Source organism: Flavobacterium sp. B167r (assembly GCF_056824315.1).
This window is the reverse complement of the sequence record NZ_CP124859.1, coordinates 2,606,723-2,625,454: the sequence shown is the minus strand read 5'-3', so window position 1 is coordinate 2,625,454 and position 18,732 is coordinate 2,606,723. Positions and strand designations below refer to the sequence as shown.

Sequence of the window (18,732 nt, the reverse complement as noted above, 5' to 3'; positions counted from 1 at the left end):
TTTAAAATTGTGTATTCTTAAAAGTCTAAAATATCCTTGATCGTCTGATTCCTATGCAATTCAGCTTCTTTAGGAATTCGCTCTTTTTTTAATTCTTCAATTTTCCAATATTGTCCTTTATTTATTAAGCTATTAATCTTTTTATTAATCTCGTTTATTTCATTTTTTAACTTTATCATTTCATTTGTGTTTAATACTATTAACATTATACACACAATAATGTATAATGTTTGGAAAATGTGAAAAAAAATGTTTAGAAAGAATTACACAAACAGTCAAATGACTGAAAGGTTAAATCTAATTTGGTTCGAATTGGAAAAACAATGCGCAGAACTCAATAGTGATGAATTTGAATATTTTTGGGAAATGTGGGGTGTAATGTGGACACCTTGGTTTATAATGATTGATCGAAATTCTTTAAATTTTTCTGCTAATGATATTTCAAGCGATGACTTAGAGATTTTAGTAAAACAAGGAAAACTCGAAATCATTAAAATTTACGAAACACATGAAATGGAAGACGAATTTGAGAGAGTAAGATATAGAATAATAAAAAACGACAATTAAATGTAAACAAATCACGCCACAACACATTCCATATTTTTTTCTTCCATGATCTGCATATCGATTATTTTTTGAGCGATCGTTCCTCTTTCGAACAGGCGAATGAATTTGAAAACGGCGCTAACAAAATATCCTGGGTTAGAAACCAATCGGGCAATTTCGGTTATTCTTTGGTCACGTAACTGCGTGCAGGCTTCTCTTTCGTTTTCTGGAACGGCTACAAATTCGTTGGCAAATTTCCACGCGCCGTTTCGTGCGGTTTCCATGCTAAAATCGATAAAGAAAGTGTCTATTTTACCTGTAAATTTTAGAATCCACGTGAGCGTTGGCCAGATTTTGATTAAGCATTTTTCGACACCGCCTACCAAATTGCTAAGAATGAAATTTATTTGGTCAAAATCATGTTTTAAATCTTCGATATCTTCTACGGTGCTAACCTCGGCCGAGGCTATTCCTAAATCTAGGTTGATGTGAGCGTTAATTCCGAGGAGTAAATGTTGCAAGACAATTGGCCAGAACTTTTCGGCTTGTTCAAAGGCAAATCCCCAACATTCAGAAGGTTTTTCTTTGGCTTGATACTGATAATAAGCCTTCAAATACCGATTGGCAAAAATGACGTCTAGTTTTTCCATTCGCTCCCCATTCTGAAAAGCACCTGCAAGAATGCCTTCTTTCACTCTTACCGTAACTTCACGATATAGAATCGCAAATAAACCTAAATTGCTCTGCTCTATTTTTGATCTTTCTATTATTTCATCCAAAAACAGAATTACTTCGTTTATATTTTCCGCTTGTTTCATACTCATTTCTAATTGGTTATGATTAAATTGAGAGAAACGAATATACTTATTTTAAGCTTTCGATTAACGTTGTTTTTTGGAATAAACGACTTTTTTATCTTACAAAAAAAATGAAGAACTTGATACAATCCTTGTAAATCCACAAAATAATTCAGCCTTTATCATCTTGAAATCTTTTTCCTATTTTTGAGATGATAAAAAACAGATTATCAATATATTTACAAGATTAGTTTACAATTCATCAATCATCCCAAAAACAAGCAAAATATGATTAAAAAATCCGTTTTATCCGTTTTAGTTATTTTGGCATTGGCTTTAAATTCTTGCAAACAGGAACCAAAAGAAGCGCCTGCGCCAGTAATCGATGTAAAGACTTTCTTCAAGAATGGAGAAAAAAGCTCTTTTAGAATTTCACCAGATGGAAATTATTTCAGCTATCGTGCCGATTATAAAGGAAAGACCAATGTTTTTGTTCAAAAAATAAACGACACTAAAGCTGTTCGTGTAACTAATGACACCTTAAGAAGCATTTTCAGTTATTTCTGGAAAGGTGACCGAATTATATATGCTCAGGACGTGGGCGGAGACGAAAACTTTCAGCTTTTTTCGGTAAAAGCAGATGGAACCGATTTAAAAGCATTAACGCCTTTTCCTGGTGTTAGAAGTGATATTATAGATGATTTGCTTGATGTGCAAGGCAAAGAAAAAGAACTGATTGTACAAATTAACAAAAGGGTTAAAGAATATTTTGATCCGTATCTTTTGAATGTCGAAACAGGAAGTTTGACCTTGCTTTACAACAATAAAGAAAATTTTGACGGATGGGTTACAGACAATAATGGTGTGATTCGTCTTGCTTCAAAAACCGATGGCGTAAACGTTACTTGGAATTATAGAAGTTCAGATAAAGAGCCATTTGCGCCTTTTATTACCACAACTTTCAAAGATGTTTTTACGCCTTCGTCTTTTGACAAAGACAATAAAAATATTTATGCGTTGAGTAATATTAACAAGGACAAAATAGGTTTGGTTGAATATGACCCAATTGGCAAAAAAAATGTAAAAGAATTGTTTGCCGACAACAACTACGATTTGGACGCCATTAATTACGATCGAAAAAAACAATCTTTGACTTCTGTATCTTGGGAAGCTGAAAAACAGGAAGAACATTTTTTTGATAAAGAATGGGAGGAAATCAAAAACAATTTGAAGAAACAAATTGAAGGTTACGAAACCCAAATTGTTAGCTACGACGATGCAAGAACGAAAGCTATTGTTTGGGCGGGCAACGATAGAACTCCAGGAAAATATTATCTATACGATTTTAAAACTACAAAAGTTAAAGAAGTTGCTAATCCGTTTCCATGGATTGAAGAAAAACACATGAGTTACATGAAACCTATTACGTATAAATCGAGAGATGGTTTGGAAATTCATGGCTACTTAACGCTTCCGATAGGAATTGACCCAAAAAATCTTCCTGTTATTATTAATCCTCACGGCGGGCCTTGGGCAAGAGATGGCTGGCAATATAATCCAGAGGTTCAGTTTTTGGCGAATCGCGGTTATGCTGTTTTGCAAATGAATTATAGAGGAAGTACAGGTTACGGAAAGAAATTTTGGCAATCTAGTTTCAAACAATGGGGAAAAACCATGCAAGACGATGTTACCGATGGTGTTGAATGGTTGAAAAAAGAAGGCATTGCAGACCCAAATAGAATTGCTATTTATGGCGGAAGTTATGGCGGTTATGCAACGCTGGCTGGAATTACTTTTACTCCAGATTTATACGCCGCTGCAGTAGATTATGTGGGTGTGAGCAATTTGTTTACGTTTATGAATACGATTCCGCCTTACTGGAAACCTTATCTTGATCAGTTTCACGAAATGGTGGGCGATCCTAAAAAAGACAGTTTGTTGTTGGCTTCTGCTTCTCCTGCTTTACATGCTGACAAAATAAAAACGCCTTTATTTATAGCACAAGGAGCAAATGACCCAAGAGTTAACAAAGCAGAAAGCGACCAAATGGTTGAAGCCTTGAAAAACGCGGAGTGGTTGTAGAATACATGGTCAAAAATGACGAAGGCCACGGATTTCATAATCAGGATAATCGTTTTGATTTTTATGGCGCAATGGAAAAATTTCTAGATAAACATTTGAAACAGAAGAAATAAATACTATCAAACCTAATTTAAAAAGCTGCGGAGATTTTTTTCCGTGGCTTTTTTGTAAAATAAAAAGTTAGACGAAATATCTTATATTTGTTTTCAGACAATCTTTTAATTGATTCTCTCTTTTCTTTAACTTGAAAATAATATAAGCTGTCATGGAAAACTTCGATTGGACTTCTTTCACCAAAAAAATAGCCGTTAAAGCTAAGCTTTCAGATATTTATGACGCTTGGACCAAAGCAAATGAGTTAGAAAAATGGTTTCTTGAAAAAGTGTCTTTTTTTGGTGCTAATCAAGAATCTATAAGTAAAGACAAAAATGCAGAAAAAGATAATACGTATGATTGGCTTTGGTATTTGTATGATGATTCGATGTTAGGAAAAATCGTTTCTGCGAATGGAACAGACCAATTGCAATTTACTTTTGAAGGAAGCTGTCTTGTTGATATAAAGCTAAGCCAAAAAGACGATTACACGATTGTAGAACTACGCCATTATAATATTCCAACAGATGATTATTCGAAACAATATATTAGATTGGGCTGTTCGAATGGCTGGCATTTTTATCTCACTAATCTTAAATCGGTTTATGAAGGCGGATTGGATTTGAGAAATAAGGATAGTAATTTGGATCCTATGATTAATAATTAGAATACTATTTAAAAATAACAACCAATAAAACCAAACCAATGAAATTACTAATTGCGACTTTACTTTTTATTTCTAGCGTCACACTATCTGCGCAATCGAATCAATTTGCAGGCAACTATTCTCGTTCACTTTCTGAGAAAGAAAAACACACCGTTGAATATAAACTGACTTTAAATCCAGACGGAACTTTTGAATTTCATTCCTATTCGAAAATTCAAGGCGGAAATCCAGCAGAAGACAATAAATACGGAAAAGGAAAATGGAGCGCAAAAGACAATTTGATTACTTTTTCTGCAAATAAAAAAGAAGATTTTGACTCAAAATATACTTTAGATTTTAATAATTCATCGGCTAGATTTGTAACCAAAAATCCGAGAGATAAAAGCGACAAAGTGGTTAAAACCAAACTTCAATTTTTAGAATCGCAAATTTTCTGGATGAAAGGAATTGATATATTCAAATCATAACTATAATGAAAAAAGTACTTCTTTTAACTTTTCTGTTTTTATCAATCGTAGCATTTTCACAAACCAAAAAAGAGTATCCAATTGATGTTTTAGAATCCAAATGTCTAAATAAAGAAAATCTTTCTAACGCAGACATGTGCAATTGCACCATAAAAGCTCGCGAGTCTTGGGACAAAGAATTGAACAAATATTACAATTTACTGAAAACAAAACTCCCTAAAGAAGCTTTTGAAACTTTGAAAGAATCTCAAAAACAATGGATTGTTTATCGTGATAAAGAATATGCTTTTATTTCGAAATACTTTTACGAAGTGCAGCAAGGCACGATGTGGTATGCTGTTGCCGAAAACAGAAAGAAAGAAATTGTGAAATCGAGAGCGGTTGAACTGGAGGGATATTACAAAATGTTTGAATATTAAACTTTCATTTTATAAAAACCTTTGCCTCTTTGTTCCTAACAACCTTTGCCCCTTTCTTCAAAATTCCCTAATTTCGCCTATTAATCAAGAAAGGAGAAAATGAAGGTCTGTATTGCCGAGAAACCAAGTGTAGCACGTGAAATCGCATCTGTTTTAGGTGCCAATACCAAGCACGATGGCTATTACGAAGGAAATGGCTATGCGGTGACCTACACTTTCGGGCATTTATGCACCTTAAAAGAACCCAACGATTATAAACCGCACTGGAAAAGCTGGGATTTGAACAATCTGCCGATGCTTCCTGAAAAGTTCGAAACTAAGGTCGTTCAAAATTCAGGAATTCAAAAACAGTTTAAAATCATTAAAAGTCTTTTTGACAAAGCCGAAGTGGTTATAAACTGCGGGGATGCTGGACAAGAAGGAGAATTGATTCAGCGTTGGGTAATGAACGAGGCGCATTACAAAGGCGAAATTCAGCGTTTATGGATTTCGTCACTTACTACCGAAGCTATTAAAGAAGGTTTTGAAAACTTAAAACCTTCAGCCAATTACGATAATTTATTTTACGCTGGATTTTCTAGAGCAATCGGAGATTGGCTTTTAGGAATGAATGCAACGCGTTTGTACACCGTAAAACATGGCGGCTACAAACAAGTTTTGTCTATCGGACGCGTGCAGACACCAACTTTAGCAATGGTTGTAGAGCGTTTTAGAGAAATCGAAAACTTCAAACCTCAACCTTATTGGGAATTGCAAACTTTATATAGAGAAACGCTTTTCAGTTATGAAGAAGGTCGTTTTTTAAACAAAGAAGACGGAGAAAGTATCGCTGCAAAGGTTAAAGAAAGTGATTTCGAAATTGTTTCTGTTGAAAAGAAAAACGGAAACGAATATGCTCCAAAACTTTTTGACTTGACTGGCTTACAGGTTTATTGCAACCAAAAATTTGGTTTTTCGGCTGAGGAAACATTGAAGATTGCGCAGACTTTGTATGAGCAGAAAGTAATCACCTATCCCAGAGTTGATACGACTTTTTTACCCGGAGATATTTATCCTAAAGTGCCAGGAATTCTGCAGAAATTAACCAATTATGCCGAATTGACTCAGCCTATTTTGGAGAAAAAAATCAAAAAATCGCCAAAAGTTTTCAACGATAAAAAAGTGACCGATCACCACGCGATTATTCCAACTGGAGTTCAAAATAATCTTGCACACAATCAACAGCAAGTTTATGATATTATTACCAGACGTTTTATTGCTGTTTTTTATGATGATTGTTTGGTTGCGAATACCACAGTTATTGGAAAAGCTGCTGATGTGACTTTTAAAACAACTGGAAAAGTAATCTTAAAGAAAGGTTTTCGTGTTGTGTTTGAAGATCCAAACGCTAAAGAAAAAGAACCCGATTTGCTGCCAAATTTTGTGGTGGGAGAAAGAGGTCCGCACGAACCTTCATTTCTTCAGAAAGAAACTAAACCGCCCAATCAGTTTACCGAAGCGACTTTACTGCGCGCGATGGAAACCGCAGGAAAACAAGTTGATGACGAAGATTTACGTGAATTGATGAAAGAAAACGGAATCGGTCGTCCGTCAACGCGTGCAAATATTATCGAAACGCTTTTCAAACGCCAATATATTGTTCGAAATAAAAAACAGGTTTTGCCTACTTTAACTGGAATTCAATTGATTGATACGATTCAGAACGAATTGGTAAAATCTGCCGAACTTACAGGAACTTGGGAAAAGCAATTAAAAGATATTGAAAAAGGAACTTTTACCGCTGCAGCATTCATTAGAAACATGAAACGCATGGTTGAAGCTTTAGTTTATGAAGTCCGAAGCGAAACCAAACATGCTAATATTTCGCATGTCGCAACGATTCAGAAACCAGCTGTAAAACCCGAAAAAGAGAAAAAGAAAGTTAGCGGAATTTCGGCAGAAACTTGTCCAAAATGTAAAAAAGGAAATCTGATTAAAGGAAAATCAGCTTTTGGATGTAGCGAATACAAATCGGGTTGCGATTTTGTTTTGCCTTTTGTTTTTCATGATAAAAAAATCACGGAAAGCCAATATTTACGATTGATTCAAAAAGGTTCAACTGTAAACATAAAAGGTTTTAAAACCGAATCTGGAACTGTTGAAGGTTTAATTCGTTTTGAAGAAAATTACAAGCTAAAACTAGAACCTAAGAAAACCGAGAAAAAAGCAGAACCAAAAGAAAACCCAGATGCATTAGCTTGTCCGAAATGTAAAAAAGGAACGATCTTAAAAGGCAAAACCGCTTATGGCTGCGCCGAATATAAATCGGGATGTGATTTTAAAGTGACTTTTGATGAAGTACGCGAAAAACTAAAAGATCAAAAACCAACAAAAGAATTGGTTTACTCGATTTTATGTGGAAAATTATGAGTTATGAATTATGAGTTATGAGTTCATATTTCACGCAGATTTAAAATGATTTAAGCAGATGTGCGCAGATTTTATATAATTGAAAATCTAAATTAAAATCTGCTTAAATCATTTTAAATCTGCGTGAAAGAATAAATTCTTTTTTAATCCTGTAATCTGTGGCAACTTTTTTCCTTTAAAATATTGTAATAATTAATTCGTGAAAATTCGTGGAATTCGTGGCAAACTACTTTTTTTTCATACTTTAGTAGCACTATAACAAACCCAAAATCTCATCAATATGTTTCAGAAAATTACTCTTATCGCTCTTATCATAGCTTTTGTTTCTTGCCAGAAAAAAGAAACCGTTGAAAAAGACAAAATCAAAAAAGCAGATTGGTTAATTGGAAACTGGGAAAACAAAACTCCAGAAGGCGTTTTATCTGAGAATTGGCAAAAATTAAACGATAGTACTTTCAGTGCTTCGTCTTATTTTATAAAAGGAAAAGACACGCTTCATTTCGAAACTATTATTCTAGCGCAATTGGGCGAAACATTGACTTACAAAGCAACTGTTAAAGGACAAAACGAGGACAAACCGGTCTTCTTCCCTTCTACTTCAGAAACAGATAAACAATTGGTTTTTGAAAATGCAAAACACGATTATCCTCAAAAAATCACTTATACAAAAGGTGCAAATAATACTTTAACTGCTGAAATTTCTGGGAATTTGAACGGAAAATCTAGTTCTGAGAAGTTTGTAATGACGAAGAAGTAATAATGAGAAATTTATTTCTAATCTTTATTATCTGTTTCTTCACTATTTCTTGTCAAAAGGAAGAAAAAAAATATCTATCAAAAAATTCCAATTCTCAAAAATTAGATAAAAGTAAAAAATATGTAAGAAGCATCATGAGACTTAATTTTCCAGATCGTACGGAAGAAATAGAAATATATCTCATCAAAAAAAATGATACTATTTCAAATCAATATAAATTAATAAGAAACAACAAAATAGATACTCTTGAAAGTTCTTATTATGATTTAGAAATATCTAAAACAGATAAACCGAATTTTTATAAAGGGAAAATAACTCTTCACACAAAATATGAAAATTTAAAACTAAATAAGAAGAACAGACGTACAATAGAGTTCGGCTATTGCAATCAAAATAAAGATAGTTTATATTTAAAGTACATTACATCAAAAAATTCTGCAACATTAAATTTTGAATTTGAAAATCATAAAAACTCAAAGTTAAATGGCATCTTGTATCAAATTACTGAGCGTGATAGCACAAAAGAACTTATGAATTTGAACCAAGTTTATTTATTAGTAGATAATTTTCCACAAACAAATAATCTTTTTCTTGAGTCATATGATTTAGATAAGGACAAAAACAAAAAACTTAATCTGAAGGGAATTAAACTGAAAAAAGACAACTGATAAAATGATTAAGCTAATTTTAATGTCTAGATTAAAAACTCAGAACCTCAGAATCTTAGAATCTTAGAATCTTAAAAAAACTCTACTCATTCTCCCCGATCTTATTCACCATAAAAATCATCAGAATTCCTAGAAGTGCCATTACGAGAAACGCCCATTTCATACTTAAATATTCAGAGATAAAACCAACCATTGGCGGAACTAACAGGAATCCTAAATAACCAATTGTAGATATAGAAGTTAAGGCAGAACCGCTGCTTAATTTTGATGATCTTCCAGCAATACTAAATACTAACGGAACTACGCAAGAAACCCCAAATCCGATTAAAACGTAACCAAAAATAGTTGGATACGCATACGGCAGAACAAAACAAACGCCAAAACCTAATGTGATTAATATTCCGCTGTAAAGCAGGATTTTTTTAGTTCCAAATTTCATTACACCATAATCACCAAAAATACGTCCTAACGTTACTGCCGAAGCGAAAAATACAAATGCTGCGCTCGTTAATTTTGGAGAAGCTTTTAAGATGTTTTCAAAATAAATTCCGCTCCAGTCGTACATCGTGTTTTCGCAAGCCATAGAAACGAAACAAATCAGAGAAAACTTCACTAGATTTTTTTCTGGCATAGAAAAGAACTTCTTCTTAACCGGAACAGGCTCATTATGAATACTCATAGGATAAAAACAAGCCGTTAGCGCAAGCATAAAAATACTTACTCCCAATAAATGGTGTGATGGCGCAATTTTCTGCGTTACCATTACATATCCTAAACCAGCTCCCGAGAAAACGGCGATACTCCAAACGGCATGAAAACGCGTAATAATAGATTTTGGATACAATTTCTGCACTTCAAGAGACTGCGCATTTATCGATAAATTGAAAATATTACGAGAAGCTCCAAAAAATAAAAGTATTATGACCAACTGCCAAACAAATGCTGCCAAACCAGGCAAAGACAGCGCCACATTAAACATTACCGCTCCAAGAAGCATTATGTAACGGCTGCTGTATTTATTTAACAGCTTTCCTGTAAAAGGCATTGTCAACATTAAACCGATCGGAAAGGCAAATAAAACGGCTCCAAATTCGGCTTCAGACAAATGTAATTGGGCTTGTATATGTGGAATTCTTGAAACCCAAGAAGAATAACCGAAACCTGAAAGGAAGAAAAAAACAGTGTTGGCAATACGATATCCTCTAGGCGTATTTTGAATCTTTTTAAAGAATGGTAAAATCATGAAGTCATTTTTCAGACCGCAAAATTAAGCCTTTTTAAAGTTTATCACACTACAATTTGGAATAAGAATTTTGATTAATCGCTCCAGAATCAACATTTAACAATTTAAGTTGCAAATGGTAAAAATAAAAATTGTTAAAGTTATTTTAATTTTTACATTTGCATTGTTTTTATTAATTCTAAATAAAAACAATTTATAAACCAAATAAAATTAGCAATGAATTATCTCAGCCTTAAGACTTCACGTTTTCTATTTTCAATCAGTTTTTTATTTTCGTTCTTATCAATTTTTGCACAACAAAATCATGGAAAAATTAAAGGAACCATAACTACTTCGGACGGCGATGCTGCTGCGGGAGTAAATATTATTCTTAAAAACTCTAAATATGGTACTATTTCTAATGACGATGGTACTTTCGATTTTAATAAAGTAAGAGCCAATTCTTATACCCTTCAAGTATCTTTAGCAGGTTATGAAACCGCAGAAACTGAAGTTACAGTTACAGAAACCGAGACTACAACAGTTAATTTACAACTGAAAGTTTCGAATAAAGAATTAAAAGAAGTTATCATAAACAGTCCAAAAAGCATTGTATCTAAAAAAACAGATTACGTTGCGAGAATGCCTCTTAAGAATCTTGAAAATCCACAGGTTTACAGCGTTATTCACAAAGAATTATTGCAAGAGCAGGTTGTTGTAGATATTAGAAGCGCGGTTCAAAACTCTCCTGGTGTCGTTTCAATTAGTTATCCATCTGGAGGTGTTGGAGTAATTTTTAGAGGATTCTCTACGGGAGTAAATGCTCGTAACGGAATGGAAACGGTTTCTGGACGTTCTTCTGTTGATCTTGGAAACGTAGAACGAATTGAAGTATTGAAAGGTCCATCTGGAACTTTATTTGGTTCTACGGTTTCTTCTTTTGGAGGAGTTGTAAATTTAGTGACCAAAAAACCTCATGAAACTACTGCTGCCGAAGTTTCATACACTACTGGAAGCTATGGTTTAAACCGACTTACTGCTGATGTGAATACTCCATTAAACAAAGACAAAAGTGTTTTATTCAGAATAAATATGGCGGTTAACAGAGAGAAAAGTTTTCTAGATTATGGCTTCAATAATGCTTTACTTTTTGCGCCAAGTCTTACTTACAAAGCATCTGAAAAATTAACTTTCAACATTGATGCTGAACTTTATAATGTAAATAATACAAGACGTACTTACAATACATATGCTGCAACTTCTGGAATTACAAATCCGAATGATTTGAAAATAGATTACAGAAAATCTATGTTTCATGATGATAATGATGCGAAGACAAAAGCAACTAAAGTTTTCGCGCAAGCAGAATATGAAATATCAGAAAACTGGAAATCTACAACCATATTTTCTTTTGTTGGCGAAGATGTAGAACGCAGTTACCAAAGTTATGCTGTTTGGAGTTCTCCAACCCAAGTAGCTAGAAGAGTTGGACTTTGGGGACCAATTTATAACAACTACACTAACATTCAGGAAAACTTGAATGGAAAATTTTCAACTGGAAGCATCAAACATAAATTCCTTGCAGGGATCAATTACAGACTTTTCAGCGGAGCTTTTTCTGGAGGAAGTACTTTTACGCTTGATAATATTGATATTACAACTCCGTTCTCTCCTATCAGAAGAAAAGCTGTTGATGCTGGTCTTGTTCTTACGACATCTCCAGTTGCAGATCAAAAAACATTTAGTGTTTATGCTTCTGACGTAATTAACTTTACAGATCGTCTTTCGGCTATGCTAAGTTTACGTTTGGATAATTTTGATCGTGAAAAAGTCGGAACTGTTGAAGGATATAGCCAAACTGCTTTAGCACCAAAACTTGGATTGGTTTATGAAGTAGTGAAAGACCAAGTTTCTGTATTCGGAAATTACATGAATGGTTTCCAAAATATGCAGCCGGTAACACAGCCAGATGCAACGCAATTCGTTTTAGATCCTATTTATGCTGTACAATATGAAGGTGGAATTAAAGCTGAGGCATTCAATAAAAAAGTAACGGCTTCTGCAAGTTATTACAATATTACAATCGATAATGCTACAAGAGTAAATGCAACTGGTTTTACAGAACAAGATGGAAAACAAGTGAGTAAAGGTTTTGATTTTGAAGTAATGGCAACTCCAATTAACGGATTAAACATTATTGCTGGATATGGTTATAATGATAACCGAATTGTAAAAGCTTCTGATGCGACTATAGAAGGAAATAAAGCTACGGCTTCTCCTGAAAACGTAGTGAACTTCTGGACTTCGTACACTTTCCAAAACAAGCTAAAAGGTCTTGGTGTAGGTTTGGGTGCAAATTATGTTGACAAAAATTTCTTTACTGCCGATAATACTTTTTATATGCCTTCTTACACTACTCTTAATGGATCTGTATATTATGATCAGACATCTTGGAGAGTTGGTTTGAAATTTAATAATATAACGAACGAAAGATACTGGGATTTCTGGGGAACTTCTCAAGCTCCAACCAATATTTTGGCTAGTTTAACCATAAAGTTTTAAAACCAAATTAAAAATTTAAATATAAAAAAGCACCTCAGCAAAAGTTATGAGGTGCTTTTTTGATAAAAGCGTATATAGAAACATGACATTTAAAAATTTTATAAAGAAGGCCCATTTATGGCTAGGATTATCTTCTGGTCTAATTGTTATTATCCTCGGAATTACGGGCTGTCTGTATGTTTTTGAAGAAGAATTGCGACCTTTAATTTATGAATATTATTATGTAGATAAAGTCGAAAGCAAAAAACTGCCCATTAGCCAACTCATACACATTGCCGAAGAAGCAAATGCAAAAGTTCATCCTAACCAAAAGCTTTCTGGCGCGAGAATTATAAATGATGATAAACGTACGGTTATTGTCTGGTTTTTTGAAGAATTAGATCAAGATGCAATTTGGTATTGGAACCGTTATCAAAATACATACGCTTACGTAAATCCATATACCGGAAATGTGCAAAAACTGGAAGAATATAATTCTGAATTTTTTGTTTTTGTGCGAATGCTGCATCAGACGCTTTGTTTTAGAAGCGAAATTGGAGATCCTATTACAGGAACGGCAACCATAATCTTTATTATTTCATTAATTACAGGTTTAATTCTATGGTGGCCAAAAAATAAAAGTGCAGCAAAACAGCGCTTTTGGTTTCAATGGAAAAACACCACAAAGTGGAAACGAAAAAACTATGATCTACATAATATTTTGGGATATTACACGATGATTTTCGCTTTGATTATTGCACTTACCGGATTGGTATGGGCTTTTGAATCTTACGATAAAGGCGTTCAATGGTTATTTAATGGAGGAAAAACATTCAAAAAAGAAAAACTAGTTTCTGACACTACTCAATATTCTAAAATTACAGCCACAGATAAAATATTCGCTGCGACGAAAAAAGCAAATCCTAACGCCAAAAGTTATTATTTGTTTGTTCCAAAAGCAGAAGATTCTTTGGCCACTTTTCAAACCTTTGTGCGATACAAAAACCGTTTTGATGATGTATCAATGGAATTTGACCGATCGACAGCCAAATCACTCCGAATTACAACTTACAATGATAAAAACAACGGTGAGAAATTCAGATTCATAAATTACGATTTGCACGTTGGCAGCATTCTTGGCTTTCCAGGAAAGGTTCTTGCTTTTTTTACCAGTCTGGTTGCTGCAAGTTTGCCCATAACGGGTTTCTTAATTTGGTGGGGACGAAATAATAAGAAGAAAAAAACGGTTTCCTAAATGTTTTTCCCCTATTTATTGCGCTTTTTTATAGTTTTTATTTTTAATTATTCTAAATAAGACTTATGTTTGTAAAAAATATCTAATCATTTAAACTTGATCTTATGAAATCAAATATTTTAAAAACATTAAGCTTTTTGTTTCTAATGCTTTTCGCTGCACCTCAACTTTTTGCTCACGCACTTTGGATTGATACAAAAGCTACAGGAACAAAAGGAAAAGCTCAGGAAATTTCTGTTTACTTTGGAGAATTCTCTGATAACGACATTACAAAAGCTGATAAATGGTTTTCTGATTTAAAAGATTTTTCGCTAGTAGTAATTTCTCCTTCAAAAAAAGAAACAAAACTTACGGCGAAAGCTTTAGATAATAAATACCAAGCGTTCTTTACACCAGACGAAGATGGAGTTTACACAATTGTAATGCACCACACAGTTGGAGATGTTTACGGAACGATGAAATTAGATTATAACTCAAGCGCAACAGTTGTTGTTGGAAACAAATCGGCTGGAAATGTAGCTGCAGCGAACAATAATAAAATTAGCGTTTTCTCTGAAAATGCAGATGTAGCTAAAAAGAATACAGTAATTAATGTTTCTGCTTTGTATGAAGGTGCTATTGCAAAATCTCAAAAAATTAAGGTAATCGCTCCAAACGGATGGGAAAAAGAATTATGGACAAATGATAAAGGAGAAATCTCTTTTACTCCTATCTGGTCAGGAAATTATATGGTTGAATTCGCTTATACAGAGAAATCTGCTGGTGAACACAATGGAAAAAAATACGATGAAATCTGGAAAATGGCTACTTACCAAATTGCAGTAAAATAAATTTAGAAAACTTCATTCTTAGATTTAATTTCAATTTAAAAACCTTGCTTAACGGCAAGGTTTTTTTGTTCCTATTAATACTAAATTAAAATAATATTAGAAAATTCTTAAGACAATCTTAAGAAAACAATAAGTAAGGTTTAAGTAAGAAAACGATCTTAAAATTTCGTTAACACATTTAGTCAATTGTATATTTGCGGCGATCTATTTTTATTGAATCTAAATAAAGAACATGAAATATAATTTACTATTTACGTTAGGATTATTGAGTTTTGCCTCTTATGCGCAAGACTATTCAAGCACCGAGTCTACTTCTTCAGTAAACGATACTGTTAAGAATAAAAAGGGAGAAATTTTAAATGAAGTAGTTGTTACTAAAACTAAAGAACCAAAACCGGTAACAGCTGTTCGCTCTGGATTAAAACCAATGGATAATCCACAAAGCATACAAGTTATTGGTTCTGAAGTTATAGAACAACAACAAGCTATCAGATTAAGCGAGGTTCTTAAAAACGCTAACGGTGTTTACGTTGGTTCTGCTCGTGGTGGTGCTCAGGAATCTTTCTTTTCTAGAGGTTATGACATGTCTGCAAACAATATGTTTAAAAACGGATTCCGTTACAACGCAGGGTCAATTCCTGATGTTTCTGGTCTAGATAAAGTGGAATTTCTTAAAGGTGGTTCTGCCCTATTATTCGGAAACGTAGCGCCTGGAGGAATTCTTAATTTAGTTACCAAAACACCTCAATTTAAAAGCGGTGGAGAAGTTTCAATGCAAATAGGAAGCTACTCTTATTACAAACCAGCATTTGATTTGTATGGAGGTCTTACTAAATCAATCGCTTTTAGAATTAACGGTTCTTACGAAAACTCTGAAAGCTTTAGAGATGTTGTAAAAAACAAACGTGTATATGTAAATCCATCGTTGCTTTTTGTAATTAATCCTAAAACTCAAATTACATTGCAAGGAGATTATTTAAGTGCAGATTGGACACCTGATTTTGGAACTGGAATTGTTGGAACACAAATTCTTGACTTGCCTAGAAATGCCTTTTTCGGAGCGCTGTGGTCTAATGGAAACACAAAATCTGCCAGTGCATCTGTTTTATTAAATCACGATTTCAATAAAAACTGGAAGCTTAATTTCAATAGCTCATATCAAACTTATAACAGAGCTTCAAAATCTACAGCACAGTTATCTACTGTAAAAGAGAATGGAGACTGGACAAGACCTTTGGTTCAAAATGAAAATTTAGAACAAATTTTAGGTGATCAATTAAGTCTTCAAGGAAACTTTAATACAGGATCTATAAAACATCAAATATTTACAGGTGCAGACTGGGAAAACTCATTTGCAACAGCTTATACTTTTGCATTTAATCCTGCTAACTACGATACGATCAATCTTTTCAACTTTGATCCGTCAACTCAAAGAAATGATATTCCTGATGCTAGAGCAACTCAGATTGCAAAAACAGAAACGAATCGTTTTGGTGCATATTTTCAAGATTTAATCTCAATTACAGAGCAATTTAAAGTATTAGCAGGTGTACGTTGGTCATGGCAAGAAGCTGAAGTTACAACTTACAAAGAAACTTATGCTGGCGGAATACAAACTGTTAAGCCTGAAAATGCAGTGCCTACAGTAGGAACTAAAAAATTGGATAACGCATTTTCTCCAAAATTTGGATTAATTTACCAACCTAGAAAAGAGGTTTCTATCTTTGGTAGCTACTCTACTTCGTTTACTCCAAACACAGGAACTACAGCAGATTTAAAACCAATTGAACCCTCTATTATTGATCAATATGAAGCTGGTATTAAAACTGATTTCTTAAAAGGATTATTAAGCACAAATTTTACTGTTTATCAAATTACAAACAGCAACTTGGCTCAAACAGCAGAATTTAAAGCTGATGGAAGTTTAAACACTGACACAAATGTAAAAGTTTTAAGTGGTGAAACTAAAAGTAAAGGTGTTGAAGTTGACGTTACGGCAAGACCAATTGACGGACTTAGCATTATTACAGGTTACAGCTACAACGATATGCGTTATACTAAAACATCTGGTTTAAACGGAAGTTTTATTGAAGGTGATCGTCTAGTTAGAACTCCAGCAAATACAGCAAACTTAAGTTTCTATTATACTGTTCAAGAAGGCTTCATAAAAGGATTGTCTGTTGGAGCGGTTGGAAATTATATCGGTGATCGTATGGGCGGTTGGAACGACCAATACAGCACAGATCTTGTTAAATATCCTGATGGTATTTACCACAGAGAAATTCCATTAGAAGGTTATGTTACAATTGATGCATCTGTTGGATATACTTGGAGAAAATTCTCGATTCTTTGCAAATTATCAAACATCACAAACACATTAAATTATACTGTTCACGAGAATTATAGTGTGAACCCAATCGCGCCTCGTCAGGTTATGACAAGCTTGCGTTACAAATTTTAAATATTGAATTAGAGTTTTGATTTTATCCCAAGATTTTCAGTTTCACTTGAAAGTCTTGGGATTTTTATTTTTAGTCCAATCCTAATTCAATTAACACTATTTTTGTTTGAAAATAATCCTTAAAAATAAATTCAAGAATGTCAGATTCCACAAAAAACCAATTGCAAAAAAGTTTAGGCCTTAGTTTTAATATCGCCGTTTTAATTGGAGGAACAATCGGTGTCGGAATTTTAAGAACACCAGGAACTATTGCAGAAATGCTAAACAATTACTGGCTTATTTTGGCATCGTGGCTTTTTGGAGGATTGTATGTTTTATTAGGCGCAAATTCGTATTCTGAATTAGCGACAATGTTGCCAAAAGCCGGAGGATCTTATAATTACATTAAAAGAGCTTTGGGCGATTATGCTGGATTTCTTTCTGGCTGGTACGATTATATTGTCAACGCAATTCCGCCTGCATTTTATTGCATTGTAATTAGCGAATACACGATTATTTTATTTCCGCAATTGGCCAATTACTCAACAGTTTTATCGATTTCTTTATTGGTTGGATTTGTTTTGCTTCACTTAAGCGGAGTTAAAAACGGAAGTTTGATTCAGCATATTACGAGTTTACTAAAAGTGATTTGTTTTGTGGCTTTGGTTGTGGCTTGTTTCATGTATTCTGGAGTTGAGATTCCGCCAATCCAAACAGATAATTCTATCTTTCAAATTGGGCTTATTTTTGGTTTTTTTAAATCCTTACAATTAATTATCGGAACTTATAATGGTTGGAATGCCGTTTGCTTTTTCGCAGAAGAAAATGAAAATCCAAGCAAAAACATTCCGAAATCTTTATATAGCGGTGTTTTGCTTGTAGTAGCCATTTATATTTTGGTTAATGCTGCATTTTTTCATGTTCTGCCAATCGAAACTTTAGCGAAATCTAATCTGGCTGCCGCCGATGTTGCCAAAGTTCTTTTTGGAGAAAGCGGTGCTAAAATCGTTACCGTAATCTCTATTTTTTCTTTAATCAGTATTTTGAATGCTTTTATGATGATTCCGCCAAGAATCCTTTACGGATTAAGCCGCGACGGTTTCTTTATCGAAAAAGGAACAACCGTAAATAAAGGCGGAACTCCAATTGTAGCGCTATTAGTTTCGTCACTTTTCAGTTTATTTTTAATTTGTATTGGTTCGTTTGAAGTATTGTTTTCTTTCGCCGCTTTTATCTCCATAATCGTTTGGGGACTTGCCTATTATTCTCTTTTAAAATTAAGAACAAAAGAACCAGATTTACCAAGACCTTACCATTCGTTTTGGTATCCTTGGACGACTATATTTGCTATTATATTTTCAATCGCATTACTTGGAGGATTTATTTACAGTGACCCGAAAAGTTTTGCAATTATTGTTGGAATTACCTTGATTTCTTATCCTTTGTTTTTGATTTTAAAGAAAAAAAAATAGCCAAGAATTCACGAATTATTTATTTTTATCTCTTTATGAAAAATAAATAATTCGTGAATTCTTGGCG

Annotated in this window: 15 protein-coding genes and 1 pseudogene; 13 read left to right on the top strand and 3 right to left on the bottom strand. The window is 33.6% G+C overall.

From position 1 onward, the window contains the following. Nucleotides 1–17: 17 nt before the first annotated feature. Nucleotides 18–179 (bottom strand): hypothetical protein, encoded by a 162-nt coding sequence (locus QLQ96_RS11580; protein WP_482496804.1) that lies wholly within the window; start codon nt 177–179, stop codon nt 18–20. A 100-nt stretch (nt 180–279) separates the two neighbouring features. Between QLQ96_RS11580 and QLQ96_RS11575 the strand changes: the two genes are divergently transcribed. Further along, the gene (locus QLQ96_RS11575) at nt 280–567 is read left to right on the top strand and encodes a hypothetical protein (protein WP_482496803.1); all 288 of its coding nucleotides are present in this window, start codon (nt 280–282) and stop codon (nt 565–567) included. 11 nt (nt 568–578) lie between these two features. Here the strand turns inward: QLQ96_RS11575 and QLQ96_RS11570 are convergent, their stop codons facing one another. Further along, nucleotides 579–1,364, bottom strand: coding sequence for a DUF5995 family protein (locus QLQ96_RS11570; protein WP_482496802.1), 786 nt, complete (start codon nt 1,362–1,364; stop codon nt 579–581). A 267-nt stretch (nt 1,365–1,631) separates the two neighbouring features. Between QLQ96_RS11570 and QLQ96_RS11565 the strand changes: the two are divergent. The 7 genes and pseudogenes from QLQ96_RS11565 (at nt 1,632) to QLQ96_RS11535 (ending at nt 8,905) form a co-directional block, all read left to right on the top strand. Next, nucleotides 1,632–3,538 (top strand): annotated as a pseudogene (locus QLQ96_RS11565) (S9 family peptidase). A 152-nt stretch (nt 3,539–3,690) separates the two neighbouring features. Further along, a complete protein-coding gene (locus tag QLQ96_RS11560; protein ID WP_482496801.1) occupies nt 3,691–4,185 on the top strand; it encodes an SRPBCC family protein in 495 nt (164 codons plus the stop codon). Nucleotides 4,186–4,223: 38 nt separating this feature from the next. After that, nucleotides 4,224–4,652 (top strand): hypothetical protein, encoded by a 429-nt coding sequence (locus QLQ96_RS11555; protein WP_482496800.1) that lies wholly within the window; start codon nt 4,224–4,226, stop codon nt 4,650–4,652. Nucleotides 4,653–4,657: 5 nt separating this feature from the next. Continuing rightward, on the top strand, nt 4,658–5,071 hold the full coding sequence (locus QLQ96_RS11550; protein ID WP_482496799.1) for a lysozyme inhibitor LprI family protein: 414 nt from the start codon (nt 4,658–4,660) through the stop codon (nt 5,069–5,071). A 99-nt stretch (nt 5,072–5,170) separates the two neighbouring features. Then, nucleotides 5,171–7,480, top strand: a complete 2,310-nt coding sequence (locus tag QLQ96_RS11545; protein ID WP_482496798.1) for a type IA DNA topoisomerase — start codon at nt 5,171–5,173, stop codon at nt 7,478–7,480. A 280-nt stretch (nt 7,481–7,760) separates the two neighbouring features. Continuing rightward, entirely contained in the window at nt 7,761–8,237 is a 477-nt protein-coding gene (locus tag QLQ96_RS11540; RefSeq protein WP_482496797.1) for a DUF6265 family protein, read from the top strand. A 2-nt stretch (nt 8,238–8,239) separates the two neighbouring features. Beyond that, the gene (locus QLQ96_RS11535) at nt 8,240–8,905 is read left to right on the top strand and encodes a hypothetical protein (RefSeq protein WP_482496796.1); all 666 of its coding nucleotides are present in this window, start codon (nt 8,240–8,242) and stop codon (nt 8,903–8,905) included. An 82-nt stretch (nt 8,906–8,987) separates the two neighbouring features. Here the strand turns inward: QLQ96_RS11535 and QLQ96_RS11530 are convergent, their stop codons facing one another. Continuing rightward, nucleotides 8,988–10,148: an MFS transporter gene (locus QLQ96_RS11530; protein WP_482496795.1), complete on the bottom strand. Its 1,161-nt coding sequence runs from the start codon at nt 10,146–10,148 to the stop codon at nt 8,988–8,990. 216 nt (nt 10,149–10,364) lie between these two features. Here QLQ96_RS11530 and QLQ96_RS11525 point away from each other — a divergent pair, with 216 nt between their 5' ends. The 5 genes from QLQ96_RS11525 (at nt 10,365) to QLQ96_RS11505 (ending at nt 18,665) form a co-directional block, all read left to right on the top strand. Next, nucleotides 10,365–12,689 (top strand): TonB-dependent siderophore receptor, encoded by a 2,325-nt coding sequence (locus QLQ96_RS11525; protein ID WP_482496794.1) that lies wholly within the window; start codon nt 10,365–10,367, stop codon nt 12,687–12,689. 82 nt (nt 12,690–12,771) lie between these two features. Then, the gene (locus QLQ96_RS11520; protein WP_482496793.1) at nt 12,772–13,923 is read left to right on the top strand and encodes a PepSY-associated TM helix domain-containing protein; all 1,152 of its coding nucleotides are present in this window, start codon (nt 12,772–12,774) and stop codon (nt 13,921–13,923) included. A gap of 104 nt (nt 13,924–14,027) precedes the next feature. Further along, on the top strand, nt 14,028–14,753 hold the full coding sequence (locus QLQ96_RS11515; protein ID WP_482496792.1) for a hypothetical protein: 726 nt from the start codon (nt 14,028–14,030) through the stop codon (nt 14,751–14,753). A gap of 232 nt (nt 14,754–14,985) precedes the next feature. Next, nucleotides 14,986–17,214 (top strand): TonB-dependent siderophore receptor, encoded by a 2,229-nt coding sequence (locus tag QLQ96_RS11510; RefSeq protein WP_482496791.1) that lies wholly within the window; start codon nt 14,986–14,988, stop codon nt 17,212–17,214. A gap of 137 nt (nt 17,215–17,351) precedes the next feature. Beyond that, nucleotides 17,352–18,665 carry an APC family permease gene (locus tag QLQ96_RS11505; protein ID WP_482496790.1) on the top strand — a complete coding sequence of 438 codons (1,314 nt, stop codon included), beginning with the start codon at nt 17,352–17,354 and terminating at the stop codon, nt 18,663–18,665. The last annotated feature ends 67 nt before the right edge of the window (nt 18,666–18,732 follow it).